Origin of the sequence: Variovorax sp. AB1(2024) (genome assembly GCF_037482385.2) — a bacterium.
Taxonomy (GTDB): Bacteria; Pseudomonadota; Gammaproteobacteria; order Burkholderiales; family Burkholderiaceae_C; genus Variovorax.
The window spans coordinates 4147463-4166876 of record NZ_JBBHKP020000001.1 but is presented as its reverse complement, the minus strand read 5'-3'; the positions used below and the strand labels follow the sequence as shown (position 1 = coordinate 4166876).

Genomic DNA, 19414 nt, shown 5'->3' with positions numbered 1-19414 from the left:
GCCGCCGCGCCATGAAGTTCATGCCTCACGAAGTGATGCCGCCGGCGGTTGCCGACACAGCGCCGCCCATGCTCGAGCTGGTCAACGTGTGGAAGCGCTTCGGCGAAGCGCAGGCGCGGACCGTCGCGGTGTCCGGCGTCAACCTGCGGATCGCGAAGAGCGAGTTCGTCACGCTCGTGGGCCCCTCGGGTTGCGGCAAGTCGACGCTGTTCAACATGATCGCGGGACTGCTGCCGCCGGACGACGACGGCTCGCTGCTGTTCGGCGGCGCGCCGCAGCGCGACGGCCAGTTGCTCGGCAAGGTGTCGTTCATGCCGCAGCGCGACCTGCTGTTTCCGTGGCGCACGGTGCTCGACAACGCCATCCTCGCGCTCGAGGTGGAAGGCACGCCGCGCAAGGAAGCGCGCGAACGCGCCCGCGCCATGCTGCCCGAGTTCGGCCTGGCCGGGTTCGCCAACCACTATCCGCACCAGCTGTCGGGCGGCATGCGCCAGCGCGTGGCGCTGATGCGCACCTTCCTGTTCGAGCGCGACCTGATGCTGCTCGACGAACCCTTCGGCGCGCTCGACGCGCTCACTCGCACCCGCATGCAGCACTGGCTGCTGGACCTGTGGGCGCGCCACCGCCGCACGGTGCTCTTCATCACGCACGACATCGATGAAGCCATCCTGCTCGGCGACAAGGTGCTGGTGATGACGGCGCGCCCCGGCACGGTGAAGAGCGAGACCGTGATCGACCTGCCGCGCCCGCGCGATCCGTCGGTGGTGCTGACGCCGGAGTTCATCGGCCTGAAGCAGCGCCTGCTGGCCGAGATCGAGGAAGAGAGCCAGAAGACCTTCGCGCAGGAGGGCACTGCGCCGTGAACACCTTCCTGCAGCGCGCCGTGCGCTCGCCCGCGCTGGCCTTCCTGGGCCTGGCGCTGGTGTGGGAGCTGTACGTGCACGCCTTCGCGCCGTCGCCGCGCTATTTGCCGGCGCTCAGCGCCATCGCGCAGGACGCCTGGTCGGTGTGGCCGCAGCTGGTGCGCGGCTTCGGCCGCACGTTGCTCGAGACGGTGCTCGGCTTTGCCCTGGGCGCGGTATTCGGCTGTTTCTGTGGCACGGTGTTCACCTATTCGCGCTGGATGGAGCGTTCGGTGTTCCCGCTGTTCGTGGTGTCGCAGACGGTGCCGGTGGTGGCCTTCGGCGCGCTGATCGTCATCTGGTTCGGCAACTCGCTGCTGGCCAAGGTGATGACCGCGTTTTTCCTGACCTTCTTTCCCGTGACGGTGAACACGTTGCGCGGGCTGAAGTCGTGCGACCCGCAGCGCATTGCGCTGATGAGGAGCTTCGGCGCGAACCGTCTCGTCATGTTCTTCAAGCTGGCCGTCCCTTCGGCGCTGCCGCAGATCATGGTGGGGCTGCGCGTGGCCATCGGCCTGAGCCTGATCGGTTCAGTGGTGGGCGAATGGTTCGGCGAAACCGTGGGCCTGGGCGTGATGCTCATGGAAGCGATGAATGCCGACCTCGTGGTGCGGCTGTGGGTGGTGATGTTCGCCTGCGGGCTGATGGGTGCGCTGCTCTACGGGCTGCTCACCTTCGTGGAAAGGAGGCTCGTATGGTGGCGCAGCGAAAGCTGATGGCTTCGCCCGTGGTGCCGGTGGTGCTGAGCATCGCCGTGCTGCTGGTGGTGTGGGAGGGCGCGATCCTGCTCTTCAAGATTCCGCCCTTCGTGCTGCCGAGCCTGGGTTCGATCGTGCAGCATGCCTTCACCGACACGGGCCGCCTGATGGCCGCGCTGCTGGCCACGCTGGGCGAGGCGCTGGGCGGCTATGCGCTGGGCAGCGTGCTGGGCTTGCTGCTGGCAGTGCTGCTGTTGATGGCGCCGCCGCTGGAGCGCATCGTGATGCCGCTGGCGGTTGCGGTCAACGCCGTGCCGACCGTGGCCTATGCGCCGCTGTTCCTGATCTGGTTCGGGCTCGGTGCCGCGTCGAAGATCGCCCTGGTGGCGCTGGCCGTCGGCTTCACCATGCTGGTGAATGCGCTGCATGGCCTGAAGCAGGCCGACCTGGCGGCAGTGAACCTGATGCGCAGCTTCGGGGCGGGGCAGCTGAAGATCGTGTGGCGCCTGCGCCTGCCGGTCGCGATGCCCTCGGTGGTCACGGCGCTGCGCATTGGCGTGCCGCGCAGCATGATCGTCGCGATCGTCGGGGAGATGCTGGGCGCCTACGCGGGCCTCGGGCGAATGATCTATGAGTCGACGCAGCAGGTCGACCTGCTGAGCGTGTGGTCCGCGGTGCTCATCGCATCGGTGGCGAGCATGGTCTTCTATGGCCTGCTCGTGTGGATCGACCAGAAACTGGTTTGGTGGCGCTGATGAACGTGGCGAAGAACAATCCCGCGGCATATCCGCAAACCGAAGCCGAGCTGCGCGTTCAGCTCGCCGCCTGCTACCGGCTGGTGGCGCACTTCGGCATGGACGACCTGATCTACAACCACATCTCGGCGCGCGTGCCGGGGCAGGAGCATCACTTCCTCATCAACCCGTACGGGCTGCTGTTCTCGGAAGTGACGGCTTCTTCGCTGGTGAAGATCGACCTCGACGGCAACAAGGTGGACGCCACCGATGCCGAGGTGAACCAGGCCGGCTTCGTGATCCACAGCGCCATCCACGCGGGCCGGCCCGACGCGCTGTGCGTGCTGCACACCCACTCCGAGGCCGGAACCGCGATCGCGGCCATGCCCGACGGCCTGGCGCCGCTCAGCCAGTTCGCGATGCGCTACCAGGGCCACACGGCGTTTCACGACTACGAAGGCGTGGCGCTGGAAACCGGCGAGCGCGAGCGGCTGGTGCGCGACCTGGGCCCGCACCACACGCTGGTGCTGCGCAACCACGGCATCCTGACGGTGGGCCGCACCATTCCCGAGGCGTTCATCCTCATGTACTACTTCGAGAAGGCGGCCAAGGTGCAGCTGCTTGCCCAAGGCGGCGTGGCGCCCGGCCAATCACTGGTGTATCCGCAGCCCGAAGTGAGCGAGCTGGCCGCGCGCCAGTTCACCGAATTCGCCGGCGACATCCTGCCGCCCGGCACGCGCGAATGGCCCTCGTTCCTGCGCATGCTGGAGCGCACCCAGCCCGACTACCGGCTCTGACAGCCGTTTCTTTCCTCAATCCCTGAGACATCCTCCAACCATGCAACTCGAGAACCTCACCTCTTTCATCGGCACCGAAGTCAAAGGCATCGACCTGCGCGAGCCCGTGAGCGACGCCGACTTCGCCGTGCTGCGCGACACGCTCAACCAGCGCTCGGTGCTGCTGTTTCGCGGCCAGCGCATCAACGAGGCGCAGCACGTTGCCTTCTCGCGCCGCTTCGGCACGCTGCTGGGGCATGTGCTCACGCAGTTCCTCAAGAAGGAATACCCCGAGGTCTACGTGCTGTCGAACGTGTCGGAAAACGGCAAGCCCATCGGCAACCACAAGGAAGGCTGGAACTGGCACTCCGACCTGTCGTACAAGGCCGAGCCCTCGATGGGCGCATTGCTCTACGCACTGGAGGTGCCGCCAGTGGAAGGCGACACCTTCTTCGCCTCGATGCACGCCGCCTACGACGCGCTGGACGACGACATGAAAGCGCGCATCCGCCATCTCACGGCCACGCACAGCTACGCCAACTACTACGGCAAGGCCTTCGCCGACCGCAACCCGCTCACGCCCGAGCAACTGGCCGCCACGCCCGACGTGGTGCATCCGCTGGTGCGCACGCATCCCGAAACCGGCCGCCTGTCGCTCTACGTGGGCGAAGACGTGGTCAAGCACATCGACGGCCTGCCCGCCGACGAGAGCGCCGCGCTGCTGGCCGAGCTGAATGCGCACGCCATCTCGCCCGAGTTCAGCTACCGCCACAAGTGGCTCGCCGGCGACCTGCTGGTGTGGGACAACCGCTGCACCATGCACCGCGCCACGCCGTACGACGACAACATGTACCGCCGCGTGATGCATCGCACCACGGTGGCTGGCGACCGCCCGTTCTGACACTCGAATCAATCTCACAGAGCGCGCCGCGTTCGAAGACCGAAGACAACCACAAGAAGGAAGGCAAGAACATGGAACACGACGAACCCGAAATGGTGGAACCCACGGCGCTGCGCGGACGCGAGCGCCAGCGCGGCAAGGGCGCCACGCTGTCCGACGAACTGAAGGACACGCTCGAAGACCTGATCGTCAGCGGCGTCATGAAGCCCGGCGCGCGGCTCGACGAAGCCGAGCTGGCCGAGCGCTTCAAGGTGTCGCGCACGCCGGTGCGCGAGGCGCTCAAGGCGCTGGCCGCCACCGGCCTCGTCGACCTGCGAAGCCGCCAGGGCGGCGTGTGCGTGGCGCGCATCTCGCTGCCCATGCTCATCGAGATGTTCCAGATGATGGCGGTGATGGAAGGCCTGTGCGCCAAGTTCGCGGCGCGCCGCGCCACCGAGGCGCAGAAGCTGCGCATGAGCAGGCTGCACGACGAGCTGACCAGCATCCTCGCTTCGGGCGACCACTCGCGCTTCTACGACGTGAACCAGGACTTCCACGACGCGCTTTACGAGGCCTCCAACACCCACTACCTGGCCGAGCAGACCCGCGCGCTGCGCAAGCGCGTGCGCGTGTACCGCCGCTACGTCACCTTCCAGCCCGGCCGCATGACCGCCACCATCGGCGAGCACGGCGCCATCCTCGACGCCATTCGCCGCAACGACCCCGAAGCGGCGTTCTCGTCCGCCATCGACCACGTGAGCCTGCTCGAGGACGACATCGTCGACCTCATCGCCGCGCTGTCCGAGCAGGACGCGGGCGGCGCCTGACAAACCTCTTTCAACGAACCCGATCTCTCGAACGCATACCAGGACATCACGCCATGAAACTCGAACTCGAAGGCAAGACCGTACTCATCACCGGCGCCTCCAAAGGCATCGGCCTCGCAGCCGCCCATTCTTTCGCGGCCGAAGGCTGCCACCTGCACCTGGCCGCGCGCGACGGCGTGGCTCTGGCAGCCGCAAAGGAAGAGATCGAGAAGATCTACCCCATCAACGTGCGCATCCACCCCATGGACCTGGCCGCGCCCGGCGCCATGTCGCAGCTGGCCGAGGCGGCCGGCCATGTCGACATCCTGGTGAACAACGCGGGCGACATTCCGGCCGGCCCCATCGAGTCGCTCGACTTCGCCGTGGTGCGGCGCGGCTTCCAGCTCAAGGTGCTGGGCTACATGGAGCTCACGCAGATCTACTACGCACGCATGAAGGCCGCCGGCGGCGGGGTGATCGTGAACGACATCGGCAACTCCGGCGAGAACTGGGACGCCAACTACATCGCCGGTTCCACCGGCAACGCGGCGGTCATGGCGTTCACGCGCGCGCTCGGCGGCGTGAGCCTGGACGACGGCATCCGGGTGGTGGGCGTGAACCCCGGGCCGGTAGCTACCGACCGCATGGTCAAGCTCATGAAGCGCCGTGCCTTCGACACCCACGGCGACGAAGGCCGCTGGGAAGAGCTGTTCGACAACTACCCGGGCGGCCGTCCTGCGACGCCGGAAGAAGTGGCCGAGCTGATGGTGTTCCTGGCCTCGGCGCGCGCGGGCTACATCACCGGCACGGTCGTGACCATCGACGGCGGCATTGCCGCGCGCGGCTCGATCATCAAGACCAGCAAGAAGGTGGTCGAGGCCGAACAGGCCCGGAGGCTCGCGGCATGAACGCGGCATTGAACCCCGCCGTGGCGGTGCCGGCCGTGACCAGCGACGCGGAAACCCGCAACCGCTACTTCGACCGCCTGTTCACCAACCCCGAGCTGATGTGGCTGGGCCAGAACACCAACCACTTCCCGCTGCATCCGGCGGTGCGCAAGGCGCTGCACGATGCCATCGACGACGAGAGCTTTCATGCCTATGCGCCGCCGCTGGGCATGGAGGCGCTTCGCACGGCCATCGTGGACGACCTGGGCGTGTCGAACCAGTCGGCCGTGGTGACGGACGGCGCGGTCGCCGCGCTCGCATTGGCCTGCCGTGCGTTCTGCGAAGCGGGCAAGGGCTTCGTGACCACCGATCCGGGCTGGAAGTGGCCGCTGCAGTTCGCGGCCAAGGCCGGCTGTGCCATCACCGAAATTCCGATCTACGGGCCCGAGTACGGCTTCAAGCTGTCGGCCGAGGCATTGGCTGCTTCGACCGACGGGAACACCGCGGTCATCTACCTGGTGGACCCCAACAACCCGCTGGGCACCACCTACACCGAGGACGAGATCCGCGCCTTCGCGGACCGTGCGAGGGAGATCGGCGCGATCCTCATCCATGACTGCACCTACCGCGACTTTGCCGACAGCCACACGCTGGCCTCGCGCTTCTATCCGGAAGGCACGGTGACCATCGTGAGCTTCTCCAAGTGGCTGGGCCTTGCGGGCCTGCGGCTGGGCGCGCTGGTGGCGTCGCCGGAGCTGCTGGCGCGCATCCTGCCGCATTCGCAGGCGCCGCTGGGGGCCAGCGTGCTGGCGCAGCGCGCGGCCATCGCGGGCCTGGGCGTCAAGGCCGAATGGATGGCCGAGGTGATCGCGCAGCAGCGCGAAAACCAGCGGATGATCGTCGACGCCTTCGCAAAGCTGCCGGGCTTCGTGGTGCCGGTGTTCCCGTCGCAGGCCAACTTCATCGTGGTCGAGTGCACCGGCGCGGGCGTGGCGCCCGAGGCGCTGGTCACCGCGCTTGGCGAGCACGACATCATGGTGCGGCAGGGTACGTACCACACGCCGCGCTTCGGCCACCGCTTCATCAAGATCTCGACCACCGTGCCGAAGGCGTGGGCGCAGGCGCTGTGCGATGTGCTGCCGCAAGCGGTCGAGCGCGCACGCGCGCTGCCGGCCACGGCCGCGCTCTTCTGAGGAGGCGAACCATGAGCTTCGCCACCACGCAAGACGGCGTTCGCCTGTACTACGAAACCGCCGGCAGCGGCACGCCCATCGTGTTCGTGCACGAGTTCGGCGGCGACCACCGCAGCTGGGAGCCGCAGATGCGGTACTTCGCGCGGCGCCACCAGTGCGTGACCTTCGGCGCGCGCGGCTATCCGCCGTCCGACGTGCCCGCCGACGTGGACCGCTATTCGCAGGCCACGGCGGCCGATGACATCGCGGCCGTGATGGACGCGCTGGGACTGCAGCACGCGCACATCGTGGGGCTGTCGATGGGCGGCTTCGCGACGCTCCACTTCGGCCTGCGCCATGCACCGCGCGCGGCTTCGCTGGTGATTGCCGGTGCGGGCTACGGCGCGGAGAAAGAACACGAGGAGTACTTCCGCGGCGTCTCGCTCGAAGTGGCCAGGCAATTCGAGGCGCAGGGCTCCGAGAAATTTGCGCGCACCTATTCGCTGGGTGCGAGCCGCGTGCAGTTCCAGAACAAGGACCCGCGCGGCTGGCAGGAATTTGCCACGTGGCTCGGTGAGCACGACGCGCTGGGGGCTGCCAACACCATGCGCGGCGTACAGGCGCGGCGCCCGTCGATCTACGACCTGGAGAGCCAACTGCGCGCGATGCCAGTGCCCTCGCTCGTGGTGGTCGGCGACGAGGACGACCATTGCCTGCAGCCCGGCATCTTCCTCAAGAAGACCGTGCCGGCCTGTGGCCTCGCGGTCATGCCCAAGACCGGCCACACGCTCAACCTGGAAGAGCCCGCCGCCTTCAACGCCTTGCTGGCCGAGTTCTTCGCACAGGTCGAAGCCGGCCAGTGGAAGCCGCGCGATCCGCGCGCGCTGCCCAGCCAGATCATGAAGACCGACTGACCATGAACGCCGACGCAGCCACGATCACCCATGCACAGCAGGGCGCCTGGCGCATCGACGCCACGCGCCTCTGGGACCGCCTCATGGCGCTCGCGCGCATCGGCGCCACGCCGGGCGGTGGCGTCGACCGGCAGGCGCTGAGCGCGGAAGAAATCGCTTCCTGGCGCACCATGATCGACTGGGCCTTGCAGGCCGGCCTGGAGCCTTCGACCGACGCGGCCGGCAACCTGTTCATCGCGCTGCCCGGCACCGACCGCGATGCACCGCCGGTGCTCGCGGGCAGCCATCTCGACAGCCAGCCCGGCGGCGGGCGCTTCGACGGCGTGTATGGCGTGGTGGCCGCACTGGAGGTGTTGACCACGCTGGCGCAGCGCGGCGTGCGCCCGCCGGTGGACATCGTCTGCGTCGCATGGATGAACGAAGAAGGCTCGCGCTTTGCGCCCGGCATGATGGGCTCCGAAGCCTTTGCCGGTGTGCGCAGCCTGGAAGCCGTGCGCGCGGTGCGCGATGCGCAGGGCGTTTCCGTCGCCGATGCGCTCGATGCGTTTCATGCGGCGTTTCCCGCGCTGCGGCGGCGAACCCTGGGCTTTCCGGTGAAGGCCTATGTGGAGGCGCACATCGAGCAGGGGCCATTGCTGGAAGCGCAGGAGCACGTGATCGGCGTCGTCACCGGCATCCAGGGCAAGAAGACATTCGACATCGTGATCGAGGGCGAGCGAGGCCACGCGGGCACGCTCGCGATGGTCTACCGGCGCGATGCGCTCGAAGCCTTCACGCGCATCGCGGGTGCGTTGTATGCGGAGATCGGCGGCTACGACGAAGCCGTGAAGTTCACCATCGGCCGCCTGCAGGTGGAGCCGAACGCGCCTTCGGTCGTGCCCGAGCGCGTGACCTTGCGCATCGACCTGCGCCACCCCGACAACGCCGTGCTTTCATATCTGGGCGAACGCATCGGCATGCTGTGCGACACCTTCGCAGCGCCTTGCGAGGCCACCGTCACGCCGCTGGTCGATGCGCCTTCCAACGGTTTCGACTCCGCGCTGCAGCAGGCGATTGCCAAGGCCGCCGAGAGCATCGGCGAGTTGCACATGCCGATTCTCTCGGCCGCCGGCCACGACGCGCGCCACATGGCGCCGCTGTGCCCGAGCGCGATGATCTTCATACCCTGCCGCGACGGAGTGAGCCATGCCGAGCACGAATGGGCCGAGCCCGAGCATGTGGCCGCCGGCGCCAATGTGCTGCTGCGGGTGCTGCTGCCGTATGCGGGTGCAGGGGAGGGGGAGGCACCGTGAACGAAGCCGTCACCGACATGGCGGATCTGCCGATGCAGCATCCGGGCGCGCCGGCCAGCGCGGCGCAGGCACGCGCGCGTTTCTTCAACTCCGGCAACGCCTTCAACGTGAAGCTGCCCGAAGTGCCCGCGCGGCTCTTTTCGCCGCCACCGGAAGGGCGGTTCGGCGTTTTCGACTGCGACCAGTCCGAGGCGCTGGGCAGCGGCTTTGCGGCCACCACGCCGCTGATGCTCGCGCGCTATGTGCGCATCGCGCCCGGCGACATGCCGTTGCCGCTGGACGTGCGCGCGACCGGAGCGGTCTGGTACGTGATTTCCGGCAGCGGGCGGCTCGACGGCGCGTTCGATGGCTTCGAGTTTGGCGCGGGCGACGTGTTCCTGCTGCCCGGCGCCACCGGCTACCGCCTTGCGGGCGGGCCTGAAGGTGCGCTGCTGTGGAGCGTCGGCAACGAGCCTCAGCTGGCCTTCGAGCGCGCGGAGCCTGCGCCGGTGGTGGATGCATCCATCGACGTCGTTCACTATCCGGCTGCAGAGATCGAGCGGCAGTTCGCAACGATCTTTTCGACCGGGACGCGCGACGAGACCTCGGGCCGCGCGCTGATCTTCTCGTCCGACAGGCAGGCCGCCGCACGCAACCTCACGCCGACCTTGACGCTGAGCTTCAACACGCTGTCTCCCGGCACCTGGCAGCGTTCGCACCGCCACAATTCCGCCGCGGTGACGCTGGTGGTGCAGGGCGAGGGCTGCCATTCCGTCGTGGGCGATGCGCATTGCCCGTGGGAGCCATGGGCAACGCTCGTCACGCCGCCGGGTGCGCCGCACTCGCACCACAACACGGGCGCGCACGGCGCGCGCTTTCTCATCGTGCAGGACGGCGGGCTGCACTATCACGCGAGGACCATGGGCTTTGCGTTTCTCGAAGCAGCCTGATAACAAGTCACGCGGCTTACTTCACCCGGAAGCCGAACTGTCACTTGGCGTTGTCACCATGAGTGAATGGCTGGCCAACTTATCTCCATTGCCCTGACTGTCGACCAACACGACGCAGGCGACTATTTCTGGGTGCTCCTGGAGTCCTTCGACAACTCGATGGAATTCGAGCCGCTGATGGAAGCCGCGACAGGCTTTTCAACATACATCGAGGCGCTGCAGGCTGGGTATGTGGTGCTGAAGGGGATGTCGGAAGATTTGAATGTCGGGCCCCGGGAGGAGGGGGAGGAGCTTCTGATTGCGCCAGAGCGGGGTGCCAAAGGCCAGCTCTGATGCGCCGACAGGCGCAGGCTATGCTGGCGCCTGTTTGTTTTGCGAGCGACCGAGGCACATGAAGAAATCCAAGCCCCCGACGAAGGCGGTCACCTACGACATCAAGAAGCAGTGGCACTGGGGCCGCGCGATGCGCGAACTGCGCATTGCCGATTTCCTGAAAGACGGCCGCCTGCTGGTTCCCGGCGAATACACGGGCGAGGGGCCCGCCACCGACGACGGAACCGGCGCGCTTCGCACCGTGGGCGGCATTCAGGTCGGCGCCGCGAACTACGAAACTGGAATGATGTGGGTCGGCCGAAAGCTGCGGGAGGGCGACCTGCCTTCCAAGCCGGGCGGGACGGCATCAGACTGAGCGCAAATCCCGGTCGCGCACGCGATCGGAAGGCCACGTATATGCTGCCGGGCACGCATCACATCCATCGGAGCCCGAGACATATGTCTGCACAGCCTATCGAGGTCTATTCCTGGCCCACGCCGAACGGCCACAAGATTCACATCATGCTCGAGGAATGCGGCCTGCCGTATCGCGCGCACCCTGTGAACATCGGCAAGGGCGACCAGTTTGCGCCCGACTTCCTGCAGATCAGCCCCAACAACAAGATCCCCGCCATCACCGACCCTGACGGGCCGGACGGCAAGCCGATTTCGCTCTTCGAATCGGGCGCCATCCTGGTCTACCTGGCGGGCAAGACCGGCAAGCTGCTTCCGGCGGGCGACCGCGAGCGTTATGACGTGCTGCAGTGGCTGATGTTCCAGATGGGCGGCGTCGGCCCCATGCTCGGACAGGCCCACCACTTCCGCATCTACGCGCCCGAGAAAATCGCCTATGCGATCGACCGCTACACGAACGAAGCCAAGCGCATCTACGGCGTGATCGACAAGCAACTGTCGAAGAGCAAGTTCATTGCCGGCAAGAGCTATTCGATTGCCGACATCGCGATCTTCCCCTGGCTGCGCAGTTGGGAGAACCAGGGCATCACGCTCACCGACTTCCCTCACCTGAAGGCCTGGTTCGACGGCATCGCGGCGCGCCCGGCCGTGCAACGCGGCGTGAAAGTGCTGGCTGATCTGCGCCAGCCCATCACCGGCGACAAGGAACGTGAGATCCTTTTCGGCAAGACCCAGTACGAGAAACGCTGAGAAACTTCAGGAACAGGCGAATATCCGGGCTAGAATAGAAGGCTTGTCGGGGTGTAGCGCAGCCTGGTAGCGCATCTGGTTTGGGACCAGAGGGTCGAAGGTTCGAATCCTTTCGCCCCGACCAAAAAATCGAAATGCACACAGTCTTCACAGGCTGTGTGCATTTTTCGTTCCGGGCCATGAAGAAGGTTGCCGAATCGGCAGCGTCGCCACACGGGGCTAAGTGCGGAACTGGGTAGAATCTGCGCCGCTGCCGGCCCGGAAACAAAGGCGTCTAAGTCGTTGATTCTCCTGGGTTCTCTCCGGTTTGCATCTGCCCGTAGCTCAGTTGGATAGAGCACCTGCCTTCTAAGCAGGTTGTCGGGGGTTCGATCCCCTCCGGGCAGGCCAATTGTCAAATTTGCTCCCTCAAACCCCGCAGGAGCATGACCAAGTCACCCAACCTGCCTCTCATGCAGGTTGCACCACATCCAATCCTCGCCAGGCTCCATCGACTGGATCACCGGATGTTGCTGCGCATGCGAGTGCTTCGTCGCGTGCCGGTTCTTCGACGAATCGCAGCAACCTACGTGGCCGCAGTGAACGCACAGACGCAAGTGAACCCAGGTATCGCCGGTCTTCAAGCAGTCTTCACAGCCGCGCAAAGTGTGCGGCTGCGCGATGTCGGCAGGCACGTGGTCGCAGGGTTTGATGGGCACGAGGCAACTCCTTTGTAATTCGAGACTGATCAGGCCGTAGTCGATGACTGCGACAGGTGTTGATGAATCAGCGCCACCGCAGCAGCGCCTTCGCCGATGGCGCCGCCGACGCGCTTGACGGAGCCCGAGCGCACATCGCCCACGGCGAACACGCCGGGCACGCTGGACTCGAGCGCGGTCGCCGGCCGAGCTGGGAAGCCGCTGCTCGCGGCCGCGCCGGTCAGCACGAAGCCATGCTTGTCGACCGACACGCCGCATCCTTCGAGCCACGAAGTCTCGGGCTCCGCGCCCACGAAGAGGAAGATGTTGCGGGCAGGGCAGTCGTGCTCGTCGTCCGACGTGTGGCAGCGCCACGTCGCACCCGTGAGGCCTTCGTCCGGTCCGCCGTGCAGGCGGACCAGTTCCGTGTGCGGCTGCAGCGAGATGTTGGGAGTGGCTTCGATGCGGTCGATGAGGTAGCGCGACATGCTGGCCGCGAGCGACGGCCCGCGCACCAGCATGTTGACCTTGGCCGCATGGCGTGAGAGGAACACCGCGGCCTGTCCGGCGGAGTTGCCGCCGCCGACCAGCGCCACTTCCTGCCGCGCGCAAATCTTTGCTTCGATGGCCGAAGCCCAGTACCAGATGCCGCGCCCCTCGAATTCGGCGAGGCGCGGCACCGCGGGTCGCCGGTAGCGCGCGCCGCTGGCAATCACCACGGTGCGCGCATTGATGGTGCGGCCGTCGGCCAGCGAAACGCGCAGGCTTTCTTGCGGGTTGTCGCGCGAGCAGTCCAGCGATGTCACCTTGGCAGGGATCAGCATCTCGACGCCGAACTTCTGCGCCTGCACGAAGGCACGGCCCGCGAGCGCCTGGCCCGAGATGCCGGTCGGAAAGCCCAGGTAATTCTCGATGCGTGCGCTGGCACCGGCCTGTCCGCCGAAAGCGCGGCAATCGAGCACGATCACGCGCAGGCCTTCGGAGGCCGCATACACGGCGGTGGCCAGGCCCGCCGGTCCGGCGCCCACCACGGCTACGTCATACAACTCGTCGCGCTCGGCGGTGTCGACCATGCCCAGGCAGCGCGCGAGCGCATCGTCGGTGGGGTTCACCAGCACGGAGCCGTCCGGACACACCGCCAGCAGCTTGCCGGCACCGTACTGCGCGATGAGCGCGGCGGCGTCGGGGTCGTCGTCGGCGTCGACCAGGTGATAGGGGTAGCCGTTGCGGCGAAGAAAGTTCTCCAGCCGGGCCATGTCGGGCGACTGCGGCGGGCCGATCAGCACCGGTCCGCTGGCGCCGGATTCGATCAGCGCCACGCGTCGCAGGATGAGCGCGCGCGTAATGCGTTCGCCCAGGTCGGCTTCGGCGACCAGCAGCGCGCGCAGTTGCGCCGGCGGCACCAGCAGCACTTCGACATCTTCATCGGCATGTCCGTCGACCAGGGCAGGGCGGCCGCTCAGCTGGCCGACTTCGGCCAGGAACTCGCCCGGGCCCTGCCGCACGATGGGCACGACGTGGCCGAGCCCATCGCGTTGCGTGACCGCCACGACGCCCTTGAGCAGAACGTACATCCCGGGGCCGGTTTCTCCGGCGGTGAAGAGCCGCGCACCGCGCGCGAACTGTTGCACGGTGCCGAAACGCGCAATACGCGCAATCTCCGTGTCACTCAGCACGGGAAAGGTCTGCTGGAGGCGGCCGTTGTCGGTGCCGCGTACGTCGGTGGCCATGCGTGAAAGCTCCTTTTCGCGAGTCTCCCGCATTAGACGACGAAGTGCACGGAAGGGCCTGCGTCGCCGTCATGTGTCTGAAATGTTCCTGACATGCCGGCTTCATGGCAGGTGCGGAGACTCCCTCGGCAGAAAGGGTTCCCCATGAAAGAACTGCCCAACCCGACATTTCCGCTTTCGCAGATCGGGCTGCGCGCGGCCTTGTGGCCCGCTCCTGTTGCCGGTGGTTCGACCACCATCACTGCCCGCTCCTCGGTGCCCCAGGCGCCCGCAGTCATCCTTCCTCCGGTTCCCGAAGCCCGCCAGGGCATCACCGTGGGCTGGGCTCGCCACCTCGACGACGTGCGTGCCGCGCAACGCCTGCGTTACGACGTGTTCGTCGGCGAGATGGGCGCCCGCGTGTCGTCGCCGCTGGCCGGCCACGACATCGACCTGTTCGACGATTTCTGCGAACACCTGCTCGTCCGCGACGAACTGACGCAGCAAGTCATCGGCACCTATCGCGTGCTGACGCCGGCACAGGCCCGCCGTGTGGGCAGCACCTACAGCGATACTGAATTCGACCTCACCCGCCTGCGCGATCTGCGCGAGCGCATGGTCGAGCTTGGCCGCAGCTGCGTGCACCCCGAGCACCGCCAGGGCGGCGTGATCCTCGCGCTGTGGGGGGCATTGGCCGGCTTCATGCACCGCAACAAGCTCGACACCATGATCGGCTGCGCGAGCATTCCCATGTCGCACAACGGAGTGACCAACGGCGACGCCGCCGCCAGCATCTGGCGCCAGGTGTCGGCCAGCCACATGGCGCCGATCCAATACCAGGTGCAGCCGCGCCTGCCGCTGCCGGTCGAGCGGCTGGACAGCACGCTCGACGTGGAGCCGCCGGCGCTCATCAAGGGCTACCTGCGCCTGGGTGCCAAGGTGCTCGGTGCGCCGGCCTGGGACCCGGACTTCAACGCCGCTGACCTGCCGATGCTGATGCGCATCGACGATCTGCCGGCGCGTTACCGCAAGCACTTCCTGGGCGCATGAAGCCGGCGGTCGCCCGGCCCGAACCGGGGCCGCTCGCTTCTTCCAACACGCCTACCGGGTCTGGAGCAGGTGCGCTGGAGGCGTCACGGGACTGTCATGCAAATGACACAAGCGCGGATGACACTGTCATATTTCCGCCTACACGTTCTCCTGTGCCGCTTGCTCCAGAATCAGTGCCTATGCAATCCGACCCCGCAGATCCGTCGCTCGACGTCGCTGCGCCCACGTTCACGCTGCTGGACCGCGATCACAGCATCCTGTCATTCAACGAGCGCGTGCTCGACTGGGCGCATCGGACCGAAGTGCCGCTCATCGAACGGCTGCGCTATCTTTGTATTGTTTCGTCGAATCTCGACGAGTTCTTCGAAGTCCGTGCCGCGCCGCACCTGATCGCGGGCAGCGCCGGCGATCACAAGGGCACCTACACCGTCGAGTCGTTCGAGCGGCTGGCCGAGGCGGCCCACACGCTCGTGGCGCGGCAGTACGCGCTGTACAACGACGAGCTGATGCCGACTTTCGCCACGCACGGCATCCACATCATTTCGCACGGTGAACGCAATCCGGCGCAGCGCAAGTGGGTCAGCGAGTATTTCGAGCGCGAAGTGCGTCCGCTGCTGATTCCCGTCGGGCTGGACCCCGCGCATCCGTTTCCTCAGGTGGCGAACAAGTCGCTCAACTTCATCGTGAGGCTGGGCGGCAAGGACGCCTTCGGGCGCGAAAACCCCATCCAGATCGTGAAGGTGCCCCGTGTGCTGCCGCGCCTGATCAAGATGCCTGCCAAGGTGTCGGATGGCAAGACGCTGTTCGTGGCGCTGTCGAGCGTCGTGCGGGCGCACCTGTCGAGCATGTTCCCCGGCCGCGAGGTGGGCGACTTCTCCCAATTCCGCGTCACGCGGCATTCCGACCTTGCGGTGGACGAGGAAGACGTCAAGAACCTGCGCACCGCCTTGCGCCAGGGATTGCAGCACCGGCACTACGGCCAGGCTGTGCGTCTCGAGGTGTCGGCGAGCTGTGCGGAGTCGCTGGCGAGCTTCCTGCTGGCGCAGTTCAATCTGCCGCCTCAGGCCCTCTACCGCGTGCACGGGCCGGTGAACCTGGCCCGGTTCGCGCAACTCGCGGATCTGCTCGACGAACCCAAGCTGCGCTTTCCGCCGTACCCGGCGTCCTACCCGGTCACGCTGTCGCCGTCGCAGTCGTTCTTCGAAAGGCTGCAGCGTAGCGACGTACTCATTCACCAGCCTTTCGAGAGCTTCGACGGCGTGCTCGCGTTCCTGCGCGAGGCGGTACTCGATCCGCAGGTTCTGGCGATCAAGCAGACCATCTACCGCACCGGCGCCGACTCGGTGCTGATGGATCTCCTGCGTGAAGCGGTGCGCCGCGGCAAGGAAGTCACGGTGGTGGTGGAGCTGAAGGCACGCTTCGACGAAGAGGCCAACATCAACTGGGCTGAAATGCTCGAGTCGATCGGCGCGCAGGTGGTTTACGGCGTGGTCGGCCTGAAGACCCACGCCAAGATGCTGCTGGTGACTCGCCGCGAGGGCAAGCAGATGCGCCGCTATGGCCATCTTTCCACCGGCAACTACAACCCGCGCACCGCCAAGCTCTATACCGACATCAGCCACCTCACGGCCGACCCGCTGCTGACGGCCGACATGGAGACCGTGTTCGTGCACCTCGCGAGCCAGAGCCGGTTGCCCAAGCTCAACCGCATGTGGCTGGCGCCGTTCGACCTGCACAAGAACCTCGTCACCCAGATCGACGCGCTTGGCGTGGCGGCTGCGGCTGGCCATGCGACGCGCATCGTCGCCAAGATGAACGCGCTGACCGACGAGGAGATCATCGCCGCGCTGATTCGCGCAGGGCAGAAGGGCGTGAAGATCGACCTGATCGTGCGCGGCGCCTGCACGCTGCCGGCGCAGGTGCCGGGGGTGACCGACAACATCCGGGTGCGCTCGGTGATCGGGCGCTTCCTAGAGCATTCGCGGGTCTTCTACTTCCGCAATGGCGAAGACGAGTCGCTCTACCTGTCGAGCGCCGACTGGATGAACCGCAACATGATGCGTCGCATCGAGCTCGCCTGGCCCGTGACCGACCCGGGGCTGCGCCAGCGCCTGATCGACGAATGCCTGGTGGCTTATCTGCACGATGGACGCGACGCCTGGGATCTGGGCGGCGATGGCATCTATACCCGCGTCGACCACGACACGCATGCGGGCGAGGCGGGTGCTTCCCGAGCGATCGAGGCGCACGGCGCACAAGCTGCGCTGATGAATCGCTATGCATCCCGAGCGCACATCCGGGATGCATCCGGCAACTGAAGACCGAAAGACGATGACCATGGACTTGATCTTCTGGCGCCACGCCGAAGCCGAGGACTGGACCGAGGGTTGCGACGACATGCAACGCTCCCTCACTGCGCGCGGCGAGAAGCAGGCCAAGCGCATGGCGACCTGGCTCGACCGTCAGTTGCCGGACGGCACGAGGATCATCTGCAGCCCCGCACGGCGCTGCGAGCAGACGGCTCTTGCGCTGGGCCGAAAGTACAAGCTCCGCGCCGAGCTGGCACCTGACACCACGACCGAGGCGTTGCTCGGCGCGGCCGGCTGGCCCAACGGCAAGTCGGTGGTGCTGATGATCGGCCATCAGCCGTCCGTGGGGCAGGCGATTTCGCTGCTGCTGGGCCTCAAGCAGGACAGCTGCCCGGTGCGCAAGGGTTCGCTCTGGTGGATCCGCACGCGCGAGCGTGACGGCGACGTGCAGACCGTCGTGGTGACGGTGCAGTCGCCGGAACTGCTCTGAACGTGGCGCTGGCGCGGCTCAGCAGCCGCTGAGTTCGACGCGCCAGCTGCTGGTCTTCTGCCAGGCCAGCACTTCTTCGCGCAACAGGTGAGCCGACTGCGGATAGGCCTCGGCCCAGTCTGGCGCGCAGGCGATCGTGAAGGCGCGGGCGCCCAGCGCCGCCAGATGCAGTGCCTGGGGATCGGGATCGCGCCGCGCATGGCACAGGATGACCGCGAGCCGCAGCGACAGCAGCTGCATCACGAAGGTCTCGTCGTCCAGTGCCGCCTCTAGCTTGCGCAGTTTGCCGCGTTGACCCAGCACCAACTGGCCCAGCGCGTGCATTTCGTTCACTGCAAAGCCGGGCGCGTCGGCGTTGTCGAGGATGTAGGCGCCGTGCTTGTGGTAATCGCTGTGCGAGATCTGGGTGCCGATTTCGTGCAATTGCGCCGCCCAGCCCAGCTTGCGCAACGCACGGCCGGCACGGTTCGAGCTGTTTCCTCCGCGGGCCGCCGGGGCAAGTTGCAGGAAGAGGCTGGCAGCAGTGTCGCCCACGCGCTTGGCCTGTGCCGCATCGACGGTGAAGCGGTTGGCCAGCCGTGCGACCGTGGCGGTGCGCATGTCGGCCACGCTTTCGTCGCGTTCCAGCAATTCGTAGAGCACGCCGTGGCGCAGTGCGCCCTGGGCGACCTTCATTTCCTGAATGTCGAGCAGATCGAACACCGCACGCAGAACGCTGACGCCACCGCCGATGACGGCCTTGCGGTCTTCGCGCATGCCGTCCATGCGCAGCTTGTCGGCGCTGCCGGCCTTCAGAAGGCGGTCGAGCAGCCAGTCGAGGCCTTCGCGTGTGACGAGCCCGGGTTCGCCTCCCGCCGCGGCCAGCACGTCGCCGACCGCGCCGATGGTGCCGGAGGCGCCATACGCCACGTCCCATTGGTCGCGGGTGTAGGTGGCGAGCGCGTCGTCCAGCACGGCCTTGGCCGCCACCTCGGCCGCGCGGAAGGCCGTGGGGGTGAACAGGCCTTCGCCGAAGTGCTTCATCGACCAGGCCACGCTGCCGACGCGATACGACTCCATGCGGTCGGCCTCCAGCGCGTGGCCGATGATCATTTCGGTGGAGCGCCCGCCGATGTCGACGACCAGGCGGCGCTCGCTGTCTGATGCATCGGTGTGCGGCAGCATGTGCGCCACGCCCTGATAGATCAGGCGGGCTTCTTCGCGCCCGGGGATCACGTCGATGCCGAAACCCAGAATGGTGCGCGCACGCAGCAAGAACTCTTCGCGGTTGCGTGCCTCGCGCAACGTCTGGGTGGCGACGGCACGGACCTGCGAGCGCTTGAAGCCCGCGAGGCGCTCGCCGAAGCGGGCAAGCGCATCCCAGCCGCGCTGCATGGCCTCGGTGGTGAGGTTGCGCGCGCTGTCGAGGCCGTTGCCCTGGCGCACCGTCTCCTTGAGGTATTCGGTGCGATGAATCTGACCATGGTCGACCTGTCCGATTTCCAGCCTGAAGCTGTTCGAACCCAGATCGACCGCTGCGAGGCGGGTGCCGTTTTGCATTTTGTAGTGGAGAGGGCGGTTGTCTGAATCGTAGCGCCGTGACAGAACGCGCCGCCCTCGAGTCTCATCACGGCAGGGGGTTGGAGGCTAGGCGCAGTGCATGACGGTTATGTGACAGCGTCACACAAGTCACTGCGGGATTGCAGTCATTTTCCCTCGACAGAGGGGTGTCAT

The 19414-nt window shown here is 66.7% G+C and carries 20 protein-coding genes and 2 tRNA genes; 19 read left to right on the top strand and 3 right to left on the bottom strand.

The genetic code is table 11. From position 1 onward, the window contains the following. Window positions 1–11 precede the first annotated feature (11 nt). The 16 genes from WIX39_RS19510 to WIX39_RS19435 all read left to right on the top strand — a co-directional run bounded on the left by WIX39_RS19510 (window position 12) and on the right by WIX39_RS19435 (window position 11856). Complete coding sequence (locus WIX39_RS19510) at window positions 12–863, top strand: ABC transporter ATP-binding protein (protein ID WP_106934267.1); 852 nt, start codon at window positions 12–14, stop codon at window positions 861–863. Further along, complete coding sequence (locus WIX39_RS19505; protein ID WP_081269149.1) at window positions 860–1618, top strand: ABC transporter permease; 759 nt, start codon at window positions 860–862, stop codon at window positions 1616–1618. Before WIX39_RS19510 ends, WIX39_RS19505 begins: the two co-directional genes overlap by 4 nt. Then, window positions 1597–2355, top strand: coding sequence for an ABC transporter permease (locus WIX39_RS19500; RefSeq protein ID WP_106934268.1), 759 nt, complete (start codon window positions 1597–1599; stop codon window positions 2353–2355). The genes WIX39_RS19505 and WIX39_RS19500 overlap by 22 nt, the downstream gene beginning before the upstream one ends. Then, complete coding sequence (locus WIX39_RS19495) at window positions 2355–3131, top strand: class II aldolase/adducin family protein (RefSeq protein WP_106937424.1); 777 nt, start codon at window positions 2355–2357, stop codon at window positions 3129–3131. The genes WIX39_RS19500 and WIX39_RS19495 overlap by 1 nt, the downstream gene beginning before the upstream one ends. Before the next feature lie 40 nt (window positions 3132–3171). After that, window positions 3172–4011 (top strand): TauD/TfdA dioxygenase family protein, encoded by an 840-nt coding sequence (locus WIX39_RS19490; RefSeq protein WP_205367136.1) that lies wholly within the window; start codon window positions 3172–3174, stop codon window positions 4009–4011. 71 nt (window positions 4012–4082) lie between these two features. Then, window positions 4083–4817: a GntR family transcriptional regulator gene (locus WIX39_RS19485; protein ID WP_081269152.1), complete on the top strand. Its 735-nt coding sequence runs from the start codon at window positions 4083–4085 to the stop codon at window positions 4815–4817. Window positions 4818–4870: 53 nt separating this feature from the next. Beyond that, window positions 4871–5704: an SDR family oxidoreductase gene (locus tag WIX39_RS19480; protein WP_081269153.1), complete on the top strand. Its 834-nt coding sequence runs from the start codon at window positions 4871–4873 to the stop codon at window positions 5702–5704. Further along, a complete protein-coding gene (locus tag WIX39_RS19475) occupies window positions 5701–6876 on the top strand; it encodes a pyridoxal phosphate-dependent aminotransferase (RefSeq protein WP_106934270.1) in 1176 nt (391 codons plus the stop codon). Before WIX39_RS19480 ends, WIX39_RS19475 begins: the two co-directional genes overlap by 4 nt. Before the next feature lie 11 nt (window positions 6877–6887). Beyond that, entirely contained in the window at window positions 6888–7769 is an 882-nt protein-coding gene (locus WIX39_RS19470) for an alpha/beta fold hydrolase (protein ID WP_106934271.1), read from the top strand. 2 nt (window positions 7770–7771) lie between these two features. Further along, window positions 7772–9061, top strand: a complete 1290-nt coding sequence (locus tag WIX39_RS19465; protein WP_106934272.1) for a Zn-dependent hydrolase — start codon at window positions 7772–7774, stop codon at window positions 9059–9061. After that, entirely contained in the window at window positions 9058–9990 is a 933-nt protein-coding gene (locus WIX39_RS19460; RefSeq protein WP_159053600.1) for a cupin domain-containing protein, read from the top strand. The genes WIX39_RS19465 and WIX39_RS19460 overlap by 4 nt, the downstream gene beginning before the upstream one ends. A 66-nt stretch (window positions 9991–10056) precedes the next feature. Beyond that, window positions 10057–10323: a hypothetical protein gene (locus WIX39_RS19455; RefSeq protein ID WP_081269158.1), complete on the top strand. Its 267-nt coding sequence runs from the start codon at window positions 10057–10059 to the stop codon at window positions 10321–10323. 58 nt (window positions 10324–10381) lie between these two features. Beyond that, window positions 10382–10678 (top strand): hypothetical protein, encoded by a 297-nt coding sequence (locus WIX39_RS19450; protein ID WP_106934274.1) that lies wholly within the window; start codon window positions 10382–10384, stop codon window positions 10676–10678. A gap of 83 nt (window positions 10679–10761) precedes the next feature. Next, entirely contained in the window at window positions 10762–11466 is a 705-nt protein-coding gene (locus WIX39_RS19445; protein ID WP_106934275.1) for a glutathione binding-like protein, read from the top strand. A 47-nt stretch (window positions 11467–11513) separates the two neighbouring features. Then, a tRNA-Pro gene (locus WIX39_RS19440) sits at window positions 11514–11590 on the top strand. Window positions 11591–11779: 189 nt separating this feature from the next. Then, window positions 11780–11856 (top strand) — tRNA-Arg (locus WIX39_RS19435). 44 nt (window positions 11857–11900) lie between these two features. Here the strand turns inward: WIX39_RS19435 and WIX39_RS19430 are convergent. Beyond that, window positions 11901–12164 carry a UBP-type zinc finger domain-containing protein gene (locus tag WIX39_RS19430; protein WP_106934276.1) on the bottom strand — a complete coding sequence of 88 codons (264 nt, stop codon included), beginning with the start codon at window positions 12162–12164 and terminating at the stop codon, window positions 11901–11903. Window positions 12165–12193: 29 nt separating this feature from the next. Beyond that, window positions 12194–13873, bottom strand: coding sequence for an FAD-dependent oxidoreductase (locus WIX39_RS19425; protein WP_409195655.1), 1680 nt, complete (start codon window positions 13871–13873; stop codon window positions 12194–12196). A gap of 144 nt (window positions 13874–14017) precedes the next feature. Here WIX39_RS19425 and WIX39_RS19420 point away from each other — a divergent pair, with 144 nt between their 5' ends. The 3 genes from WIX39_RS19420 to WIX39_RS19410 all read left to right on the top strand — a co-directional run bounded on the left by WIX39_RS19420 (window position 14018) and on the right by WIX39_RS19410 (window position 17701). Further along, the gene (locus tag WIX39_RS19420) at window positions 14018–14902 is read left to right on the top strand and encodes a GNAT family N-acetyltransferase (RefSeq protein WP_106934278.1); all 885 of its coding nucleotides are present in this window, start codon (window positions 14018–14020) and stop codon (window positions 14900–14902) included. A 179-nt stretch (window positions 14903–15081) separates the two neighbouring features. Next, window positions 15082–17220, top strand: a complete 2139-nt coding sequence (gene ppk1, locus WIX39_RS19415) for a polyphosphate kinase 1 (RefSeq protein ID WP_234382517.1) — start codon at window positions 15082–15084, stop codon at window positions 17218–17220. Window positions 17221–17239: 19 nt separating this feature from the next. Continuing rightward, complete coding sequence (locus WIX39_RS19410) at window positions 17240–17701, top strand: SixA phosphatase family protein (RefSeq protein WP_172839987.1); 462 nt, start codon at window positions 17240–17242, stop codon at window positions 17699–17701. Window positions 17702–17719: 18 nt separating this feature from the next. On the opposite strand, the gene WIX39_RS19405 is transcribed toward WIX39_RS19410, so the two are convergent. Beyond that, a complete protein-coding gene (locus WIX39_RS19405) occupies window positions 17720–19240 on the bottom strand; it encodes a Ppx/GppA phosphatase family protein (RefSeq protein ID WP_081271673.1) in 1521 nt (506 codons plus the stop codon). Window positions 19241–19414: the final 174 nt, after the last annotated feature.

Excerpts from the sequence above, each read along its gene's own strand:
- WIX39_RS19485 (WP_081269152.1), top strand. The coding sequence starts at position 4,083 with ATGGAACACGACGAACCCGAAATGGTGGAACCCACGGCGCTGCGCGGA.
- WIX39_RS19490 (WP_205367136.1), top strand. The coding sequence starts at position 3,172 with ATGCAACTCGAGAACCTCACCTCTTTCATCGGCACCGAAGTCAAAGGC.
- WIX39_RS19470 (WP_106934271.1), top strand. The coding sequence starts at position 6,888 with ATGAGCTTCGCCACCACGCAAGACGGCGTTCGCCTGTACTACGAAACC.
- WIX39_RS19455 (WP_081269158.1), top strand. The coding sequence starts at position 10,057 with ATGGCTGGCCAACTTATCTCCATTGCCCTGACTGTCGACCAACACGAC.
- WIX39_RS19410 (WP_172839987.1), top strand. The coding sequence starts at position 17,240 with ATGGACTTGATCTTCTGGCGCCACGCCGAAGCCGAGGACTGGACCGAG.
- WIX39_RS19420 (WP_106934278.1), top strand. The coding sequence starts at position 14,018 with ATGAAAGAACTGCCCAACCCGACATTTCCGCTTTCGCAGATCGGGCTG.
- WIX39_RS19495 (WP_106937424.1), top strand. The coding sequence starts at position 2,355 with ATGAACGTGGCGAAGAACAATCCCGCGGCATATCCGCAAACCGAAGCC.
- WIX39_RS19445 (WP_106934275.1), top strand. The coding sequence starts at position 10,762 with ATGTCTGCACAGCCTATCGAGGTCTATTCCTGGCCCACGCCGAACGGC.
- WIX39_RS19510 (WP_106934267.1), top strand. The coding sequence starts at position 12 with ATGAAGTTCATGCCTCACGAAGTGATGCCGCCGGCGGTTGCCGACACA.
- WIX39_RS19405 (WP_081271673.1), bottom strand. The coding sequence starts at position 19,240 with ATGCAAAACGGCACCCGCCTCGCAGCGGTCGATCTGGGTTCGAACAGC.
- WIX39_RS19465 (WP_106934272.1), top strand. The coding sequence starts at position 7,772 with ATGAACGCCGACGCAGCCACGATCACCCATGCACAGCAGGGCGCCTGG.
- WIX39_RS19475 (WP_106934270.1), top strand. The coding sequence starts at position 5,701 with ATGAACGCGGCATTGAACCCCGCCGTGGCGGTGCCGGCCGTGACCAGC.
- WIX39_RS19480 (WP_081269153.1), top strand. The coding sequence starts at position 4,871 with ATGAAACTCGAACTCGAAGGCAAGACCGTACTCATCACCGGCGCCTCC.
- WIX39_RS19500 (WP_106934268.1), top strand. The coding sequence starts at position 1,597 with ATGGTGGCGCAGCGAAAGCTGATGGCTTCGCCCGTGGTGCCGGTGGTG.
- WIX39_RS19450 (WP_106934274.1), top strand. The coding sequence starts at position 10,382 with ATGAAGAAATCCAAGCCCCCGACGAAGGCGGTCACCTACGACATCAAG.
- WIX39_RS19425 (WP_409195655.1), bottom strand. The coding sequence starts at position 13,873 with ATGGCCACCGACGTACGCGGCACCGACAACGGCCGCCTCCAGCAGACC.
- ppk1 (WP_234382517.1), top strand. The coding sequence starts at position 15,082 with ATGCAATCCGACCCCGCAGATCCGTCGCTCGACGTCGCTGCGCCCACG.